Origin of the sequence: Streptomyces sp. FH025, from assembly GCF_017427025.1 — a bacterium.
Taxonomy (GTDB): domain Bacteria; phylum Actinomycetota; class Actinomycetes; order Streptomycetales; family Streptomycetaceae; genus Kitasatospora.
Genome location: NZ_JAFLNG010000360.1, coordinates 1 through 7,804, shown reverse-complemented (window position 1 = coordinate 7,804; position 7,804 = coordinate 1). Strand labels below are relative to the sequence as shown.

Annotated in this window: 6 protein-coding genes and 1 pseudogene; 2 read left to right on the top strand and 5 right to left on the bottom strand. The window is 71.2% G+C overall.

Features of this window, described 5'->3' with window-relative positions; translation table 11 throughout:
- A partial coding sequence (locus tag J0670_RS23525) for a polysaccharide deacetylase family protein (protein WP_207813641.1) occupies window positions 1–717 on the top strand: 717 nt, incomplete at its 5' end.
- Window positions 718–826: 109 nt separating this feature from the next.
- Here J0670_RS23525 and J0670_RS23520 read toward each other — a convergent pair.
- Window positions 827–1,210, bottom strand: coding sequence for a barstar family protein (locus J0670_RS23520; protein ID WP_207813640.1), 384 nt, complete (start codon window positions 1,208–1,210; stop codon window positions 827–829).
- A 46-nt stretch (window positions 1,211–1,256) separates the two neighbouring features.
- Window positions 1,257–1,568: pseudogene (locus J0670_RS23515) on the bottom strand (4'-phosphopantetheinyl transferase superfamily protein); the annotation flags it as partial.
- Window positions 1,569–1,997: 429 nt separating this feature from the next.
- Here J0670_RS23515 and J0670_RS23510 point away from each other — a divergent pair.
- Complete coding sequence (locus J0670_RS23510) at window positions 1,998–2,795, top strand: SGNH/GDSL hydrolase family protein (protein WP_207813639.1); 798 nt, start codon at window positions 1,998–2,000, stop codon at window positions 2,793–2,795.
- 156 nt (window positions 2,796–2,951) lie between these two features.
- Here the strand turns inward: J0670_RS23510 and J0670_RS23505 are convergent, their stop codons facing one another.
- From J0670_RS23505 to J0670_RS23495, 3 genes are all read right to left on the bottom strand, one after another.
- A complete protein-coding gene (locus tag J0670_RS23505) occupies window positions 2,952–3,839 on the bottom strand; it encodes a nitroreductase/quinone reductase family protein (RefSeq protein ID WP_207813638.1) in 888 nt (295 codons plus the stop codon).
- 372 nt (window positions 3,840–4,211) lie between these two features.
- Entirely contained in the window at window positions 4,212–5,342 is a 1,131-nt protein-coding gene (locus J0670_RS23500; protein ID WP_243437409.1) for a polysaccharide deacetylase family protein, read from the bottom strand.
- Window positions 5,343–5,604: 262 nt separating this feature from the next.
- The gene (locus J0670_RS23495) at window positions 5,605–7,431 is read right to left on the bottom strand and encodes a long-chain fatty acid--CoA ligase (RefSeq protein ID WP_207813636.1); all 1,827 of its coding nucleotides are present in this window, start codon (window positions 7,429–7,431) and stop codon (window positions 5,605–5,607) included.
- Between the last annotated feature and the right edge of the window lie 373 nt (window positions 7,432–7,804).

The window sequence follows — 7,804 nt, the reverse complement described above, 5'->3', positions numbered from 1 at the left end:
ACGGCGCCCCACGAGCCCACCCGGGCGGAGGTGGTGGCCCGGTACGGAGCGATAGCCCCGACCGAGTGGGGCATGGAGGTCACCGGGGTGACCACCAGGCTGCCCGAGGGCGAGCCGGGCATGGCGCTGACCTTCGACGCCTGCGGCGGCCCCGGCGGCAACGGCTACGACGCCGATCTGATCGACTTCCTTCGCGCGCACGGCGTGGCGGCCACGCTCTTCCTGAACTCCCGCTGGATAGACGCCAACCCGGACGTCTTCGACGAGCTCGCCGCCGAGCCGCTGTTCGAGATAGGCAACCACGGCACCGCGCACCGCCCGCTCTCGGTCACCGGCCGCTCCGCGTACGGCATAGCCGGCACCAACGGCGTCGGCGAGGTGTACGACGAGGTGGCGGGCAACGCCCACAAGCTGGCCGGGCTGCTCGGGCACCCGCCCCGGTTCTTCCGCTCCGGCACCGCGCACTACGACGACGTCGCCACCCGGGTCGTCGCCGACCTGGGCGAACGCATCGCCGGCTTCACCGTCAACGGGGACGGCGGGGCGACGCTGAGCGCCGCCGAGGTGCGGCAGGAGGTCGGGTCGGCGGCGCCGGGCTCGATCGTCATCTGCCACATGAACCACCCGGGCGGCGGCACCGCCCCCGGGATAGCGGCGGCGGTGCCGGGGCTGCTGGCCTCGGGGCGGAGGTTCGTCCGGCTGTCCGACGTCATGTGAGCCGCACGTCATGTGAGCCGCACGTCATGTGAGCCGCACGTCACGTGAGCCGCACGTCATGTGAGCCGCACGTCATGTGAGTCGCTCGGCATGTGAGCCGTGCGGCGTCCTACGCCAGCCGGAGGCCGCCCGGGCGCTGCTCCTCGATGATGCCGACCAGCCAGTCGTAGACCGTCGGCCCCTTGCCCGCCTTGGCCGCGGCCAGGTCGGCGGCGACGTACGCGCGGTTCTCGGGGTGGGCGCGGGCGAGCCGCCGCTCCAGCTGGCGGACCGTCTCCGGGTAGCCGAGCCTGCGGCGGGAGACCTCGTGGTGGCGCCACTCGATGACGTAGTCGTCGTCCTCGGCCTTCGCGTAGCCACCGCTCAGGCAGTCGGCGAAGGCGTCCAGGTTGCGGCCGAAGTAGCCGTCGACGCCGATCGTCCGCCCGACCACGTCCCAGAAGTCCTCCAGGCTGCCGATCTCGTTGCCGTCGATCACATAGGTCACCGTCACGGGGTCGAGGATATGCCGCAGCGGCGCCCGATCAGGAGGGGACGGCTCAGGGGGAGACGGCGATCGCGGTGGCGAGCAGCCCGTCGCGGACCGCCCAGCGGCCGTCGAAGCCCTTGAGCCGAAGGCCGCCCACCACCGGGCCGGGGACGAGCAGCCGGGCGGCGAAGGTGCCGTCGGGGGAGAGGTCGAGTTCGGCCTCCTCGAAGTCCAGCCAGAGCTCGGTCAGCGGGAACCAGGCCTTGTACACCGACTCCTTGGCGCTGAACAGGATGCGGTCCCACGGCGTGCCCGGGCGTCTGAGGGTCTGAATGCCTGAGGGGCTGAACGTCTGAGGGGGGTCTGAACGTCTGAACGTTTGAGCTCCGGGATGCCTGAGTGCCGCTCAGGCCTGCGCGCGGGTGGGCGCGTCCGGAGCCGCGCACTCGGGGGATGCCTCCGACCGCTCGAACACGCGCGCCGCCTCGCCCTCGGCCGGGCGCGTCGCCGTGCCCGCCGCCCGCGTTCACCGCCGTACCCCGCCGTCGCGTCCGCCGAGGAACTGACGCGGCGGCGGCCGTGTGCTGACCAGCGGCTGACGGAGTGCTGACTTCTTAGAAGTTTCTTATCTACACGCGATGACCGATGCACGTCGACATACACCCGCGCTCACCAGCGCGAACTCACACTCCGTCGGGGCGGGTTCACTTTTCCGCTATCAGACTGTCCGTCAATGTCCTTGGCATGAGCGCTTCCGTGTTTGGCTACTGCCTGGTATCCCTTCTGTGACCCACGTCATACAGGAGGTGCAATGCCCCGCCCCGTCCGTGCCCTGTCCGTTGCCGCCATAGCGGCTCTCCTCGCCCTGACGACGCTCTTCACGGCCTCGTCCGCCAGTGCGGCCGGCGTCAACTACGCCGCCCTCGGCGACTCCTACTCCGCCGGCGTCGGCGCCGGCAGCTACCTGAGTGACAGCGGTAGCTGCAAGCGGAGCACCAACGCCTACGCGTACTTGTGGAAGAACGCGCACTCGCCGTCCTCCTTCAGCTTCGTCGCCTGCTCAGGAGCCAGAACCGGCGACGTCCTCAACAGCCAGATCTCCGCCCTGAGCTCCGGCACCTCGCTGGTCAGCATCTCGATCGGCGGCAACGACGCGGGCTTCGCCGACACCATGAAGACCTGTGTGCTGGGCTCTGACAGCGACTGCCTCACCGCCGTCAACAACGCCAAGAGCTACGCCCAGAACACCCTGCCGAGCCAGCTGGACAAGGTGTACTCCGCGATCCACGCCAAGTCGCCGAACGCGCACGTCGTGGTGATGGGCTACCCGCACCTGTACAAGGTCGGCGGCGACTGCCTCTTCGGCATCGGTGACACCAAGCGCGCCGCCATCAACGGTGCCGCCGACACGCTCGACAGCGTCATCGCCAAGCGGGTCGCCAACGCCGGCTTCACCTTCGGCGACGTGCGCAGCGCTTTCACCGAGCACGAGATCTGCGGCTCGCTGACCACCTGGCTGCACAGCACCACCCTGCCGGTCGACGAGAGCTACCACCCGAACTCGGCCGGCCAGGCCAGCGGCTACTACCCGGTCTTCAACCGTTCCTGAGACCCGGTTCCGTGCGGTGACGTTCCCTGCGGTGACGTTCCGCGAAGTGATGTTCCGTGCGGTGACGTTCCGCCGGGTGCCGGTGCGGCCCTGCTGACGGATGCGTCGGTGCCGCCGCCCCTCCCGAAGTACGGGAGGGGCGGCGGCACCGACGTCTCAGTTCCCGGCCGGGGCGGGCCGGACCGGCGGGAACGGGATTCCGGCGAGGACCGGTAGCAGCTCCGCCTCTTCGTGGTCGAGGTGGGCCTCCAGTTCGGCCGACATCCGGTCCAGCTCGGACCGGAGCCGCTCCGGGTCGGTGACGGTGATCCCGGCCAGCAGGGCCACCAGCTCCTCCCTGATCCGGCCGATCTTCCGGTGCTGCTCGCCGAGTTCCTCCAGCACTCCGGCCAGCTCCGGGTGGCTGCGCGCCAGGGCAGGGAAGATCGCCGCGTCCTCTCCGGTGTGGTGGTGCGTCAGGCCCTGGCAGAAGGCCAGGCAGTGTTGCCGCAGCTGTAGTCCGAGCCCGGCCGGACGGTCCGGGGAGTGGTCGCGTGCCTCCTGCCGGATGTGGCGCAGCTGCGCGCGCAGCCAGGTGTGGGCCTCCAGCAGCTTGTCGGCGAGGCTGCGCACCTCGCGTACCGCGTCCGTCGGAGCCTCGGGCCGCTCCAGTACGACCACCGGCAACCGCCGCTCGGTGTGCGCCTGGTAGTCGCCGTAGCCCGGGGCCTTCCGGGTGACGGCGGCGAACAGCCGCTCCCGGTGGGCGCCTTCGGTGGGCACGGCGATCGCGTCGAAGGCCTCGGTGCCGAGTTCGACCCGGACGACCGGGCGGGCCAGCAGATTGCGGTACCACTGCGGGTGTTCGGGCGCCCCGGCCGCCGAGGCGACGACCAGGAGCAGCCCCTCGGCCCGGACGTACCTGAGCGGTACGGTGTGCGGCCGCCCCGAGCGGGCCCCGGTGGTGGTGAGCAACAGCAGGTCGCCGCCCTCGAACGGGCCGCCGACGCGGCCGCCGTTGGTGCGGAACTCCTCGATGACGTTCAGATTGAAGGACATGGGCATGTGTGTGTGGTGAAGTCTCCTGAGAAATCGGGGAGTCGCGGCCACACGCGGTACCACGCGGGAACAAGCGGACACCGCGGTGACCGCCTGGGTCAGATCAGGGCAGCGGAGAAGGTGCTCATCGCGCATCGTCCCTTAACGAATAGGGTGCCGGCTCGGCTGTCGGCCGGCCCACTGCTCTGTGGCCGACGCCGCGCTGCACGCCCCCCATTAGAGCCAGGGCGTGGACGGCCTGTCAACGATCAAGATCATCACGAAACGGGTGACAGCTGACAGATTTCATCGTCTGAAATCTGTCAGCTGTCACCCGTCATCTGTTATCTGTCATCTGTCACCCGCCGCCCGTCTCCCGCCCGTCGGCGCGGGAGCGGTTCAGCGCAGGTAGTCGACCACGCCCGCCGGCTTGAGCCCGGCCGCGTCGGCGGCGGCGAGGGCGCGCTGAAGGTCGGTGTCGAGGGTGTCGGTCCAGTGCATCAGCACCACGTCGCCCGGCTGCAGCAGCCCCGGGTGCCAGATGTTGGACGCACCCCAGCTGAAGTCCGCGTCGGCTGTCAGAACGGTGCGGATGCCGCAGTTCGCGGCGGCCTGCAGGGTGTCGGCGTTCCAGGCGAAGTACGGCGGGCGGAACATCACGGGCGCGGTGCCGAACAACCGGGTCATCGCGTCACGGGCGTCGCAGATCTCGACCTGCTGCTGGTCCAACGGGAGCTTGCTGAGGTCGGAGTGCGAGACGCTGTGGTCCTGGACCGAGGAGCCGGGTACGGCCGTGACCCGCTTGAAGAAGGCCGGGTCCGTGCCGGCCGGCATCGGCAGCGGGAAGGCGGTGATCGGCAGGTGGTGGTCGGCGATGAACTTCTCCGCCTCGGGGGTGCGCTGCCAGCCGTCGTCCACCGTGAAGAAGACGACCTTGTCGCTGGTCGGGATCGAGCCCGCCGCGACCGCCGGGGCGGGCGCCGGACCGTCCACCCGGGCGTCGTCGACCGAGAACGGGCCCTGCTGGTACCAGCCGTGCACATACAGCCGGATGCTTCGGGCGTTCGGGCCGGTGGTGAAGCGGGTGGTCAGCTGCTGCCAGCCGCCGCCCGTGGTCTCGGTCCAGGCCGGGGCGATGTCCCGCCCGGTGCCGGTGGCACCGAGGTAGACGAAGTTGCCGCGCACCCAGGCCGAGGCGGTGTACGTGGTGTCGGGTTGGACGGCGACGGTCTGCGCGCACTCGCCGGTGGAGTCGGCGTTCGCCGGGGTGACGGTGAGCGCTGATGTGCCGGAGTGCGGGGCGGTGGTGGTGACGGCGGCCTCGGCCGGTCCGCCGGTGCAGCTCCAGCCGGGGATGCTGCCCCAGTCGGCGAGGCCGGGCGAGGGCAGTTCGAAGCCGGGGTTGGTGGCCAGGTTGACGGTCGGGGCGCTCGGAACGGTGGCCGGCGGGGCGTCCGCGGAGGCCGCCGGTACGGTGAAGGCGGTGATCAGCGCGACGGAAGCGGCCAGCGCGGACAGGCGCGTGGACATCGACACGTGAGGACTCCAGCAGGTGGGGGCACGCCCGTGGGGAGGGCGTGAGCGGAATCGGGACCGTGGAACTCGGGGCGCTCCCGGAGGGGCGGGAGCGGTTGGCGACGGTGCGCCGCACTCGGACCGGAGAGCAACAATGGACTGGACCAATCGGCCAGTCAAGGGAACGGCCGGTGAACCGGGCCGCCACCGCCCCTGTGCGAAAAGGGACAAGACAGTACGTCAGGACCACTACCGACAGGTGCGGTTCAGGCCGGGTTCAGGACAGGTAGAGCTCCTCGATGTCCTCCGCGTAGTACTCCGTGATCGCCGCCCTCCGCAGCTTGAGCGAGGGGGTCAGCAGCCCCTGGTCCTGGCTGAACTCCCGTGGCAGCAGCCGGAAGGCGCGGATCGACTCGGCCCGAGACACCGCCGCGTTCGCCGCCGCCACCGCACGCTGGATCTCGACGTGCAGCTGTTGGTCGGAGAGCACCGCCCACGCGTCCAACTGCTCCCGCCCGTGGGTCTTCAACCAGTGCGCCAGCGCGGCCGGGTCGAGCGTGATCAGCGCCGCCACGTACGGCCGGTCGTCGCCCACCACCAGGCACTGGGAAACCAGTGGGTGCGCCTCGACCCGCTCCTCCAGCGCCGCCGGGGCGAGGTTCTTGCCGCTGCTGGTGACGATCAGGTCCTTCTTGCGCCCGGTGATGGTGAGGTAGCCGTCCTCGTCCAGCCGGCCCAGGTCGCCGGTGGCGAACCAGCCGTCGACCAGCGATTCCGCCGTGCAGCGCGGGTGGTTGAGGTAGCCGCCGAACACCGAGGCGCCGCGCACCCACACCTCGCCGTCGTCGGCGATCGCCACCGAGGCGCCCGGCAGCGGCCGCCCGACCGTGCCGAGCTTCTGCCGTCCGGCCGGATTGGCGGTGATCGCGGCGGAGGTCTCGGTGAGCCCGTACCCCTCGTACAGCTGGAGCCCCGCGCCGGTGAAGAAGAGGGCCAACTCCCGCCGCAGCGAGGACCCGCCGCACATCACGCTGCGCACCCGGCCACCGAGTACGGCCCGCAGTTTCGGGTAGACGGTCCGCTCGTAGGCGAGGTGGCGCAGCCGCAGTGCCGCGCCCGGGCCGGGGCCGCGGCCGAAGGCCTTCTGCTCCCGGGCGGCCGCCCAGTCGACGGCCGCCTGCCGGGCCTGTTCGAAGGCCTCGCCGCGCCCGGCCTCCTCGGCGGCGCGCCTGGCCTGCTGGAAGATCTTCTCGAAGACGTACGGGACGGCGTGCAGGAAGGTCGGCCGGAAGCTCTCCAGGGCGGGCAACAGCGCGTCGGTGGAGACCTCGGGGATATGGCCGATCCGGAAGCCGCCGCGCACCGCCGCGATCTGCACGGCCCGCCCGTACACGTGGGCCAGCGGTAGGAACAGGAGGGTGGAGGGCTGGCCGCCGCCGGTGTCGCGGAAGACCTCGCCCCAGCCGTCGAGCAGTGCGTCGGCCTCGGCGGCCAGGTTGGCGTGGGTGAGCAGGCAGCCCTTGGGGCGGCCGGTGGTGCCCGAGGTGTAGACGACGGTGGCGATGTTGCCGGCCCCGACGCCGACCCGTTGGCGGTGCACCAGTGCGTCGGGGACGCCCCGGCCGTCCTCGGTGATCGCGGCGACGCAGTCGCGGTCGAGCTGCCAGATGCCGGTGAGGTCGGGCAGGGCGTCGCAGACCGCGCCGACGGTCATCGCGGCGTCCTCGTCCTCGACCAGGCAGGCCACCGCCTGGGTTTCGGCGAGGATCCAACGCACCTGCTCGGGCGCGGCGGTGGGGTAGACCGGGACGGTGATCGCGCCGATCGACCAGAGCGCGTAGTCGAACAGCGTCCACTCGTAGCGGGTGCGGGACATCAGCGCGACGCGGTCGCCGTAGCGCACGCCCCTGGTCAGCAGGCCCTTGGCGAGGGCGAGCACCTCGTTGCGGAACTCCCGTGCGGTGACGCCCTGCCAGTGTCCGTCGGCGCTGCGCCAGGAGAGCTGAACCAGGTCGGGAGTGCGTTCGGCGGTGTCGTACAAGGAGTCGGCGAGTCCCCCGGTGGCCTCGCGCCCGGCTGGGGCGGGGGTGGTGAACTCGCGCACAGTCCTCCCCAGTTCGCGTCTCCCGGCGCTCGGCGCCGATTTGGCGCACGGGCGTCGGGGTGGCGGCGCCCGTGCGCGCGGGTGGAGCGAAACTATCGGATCGTCCTGTCACTGCCCAGGGTTGTGGCGGTGACGCGGCGAGATCGGCACGCGTCTGCTCGGTTGGTGTCGCATTCGGGGAGGTGCGGGGGAGGGAACGGGAGGGCCCGGGACGCCGTGCGGCCGGGCGCCGCACAGTCCGCCGCACGGTCGGGGCCGGGAGTGCCGGTGCGCGGTCCGGGCGTGAACCGGGGTGATCACGGCCGGTTTCTGACGTGTGCGGGGCAAGCAGGGAAAGTGGAGTGGTTCGGCCCTCGAACGTCTGGTCAGGGCG

Bases quoted from the DNA above. Each gene is read 5' to 3' on its own strand.
- J0670_RS23510 (WP_207813639.1), top strand. From the start codon at position 1,998: ATGCCCCGCCCCGTCCGTGCCCTGTCCGTTGCCGCCATAGCGGCTCTC.
- J0670_RS23505 (WP_207813638.1), bottom strand. From the start codon at position 3,839: ATGCCCATGTCCTTCAATCTGAACGTCATCGAGGAGTTCCGCACCAAC.
- J0670_RS23500 (WP_243437409.1), bottom strand. From the start codon at position 5,342: ATGTCCACGCGCCTGTCCGCGCTGGCCGCTTCCGTCGCGCTGATCACC.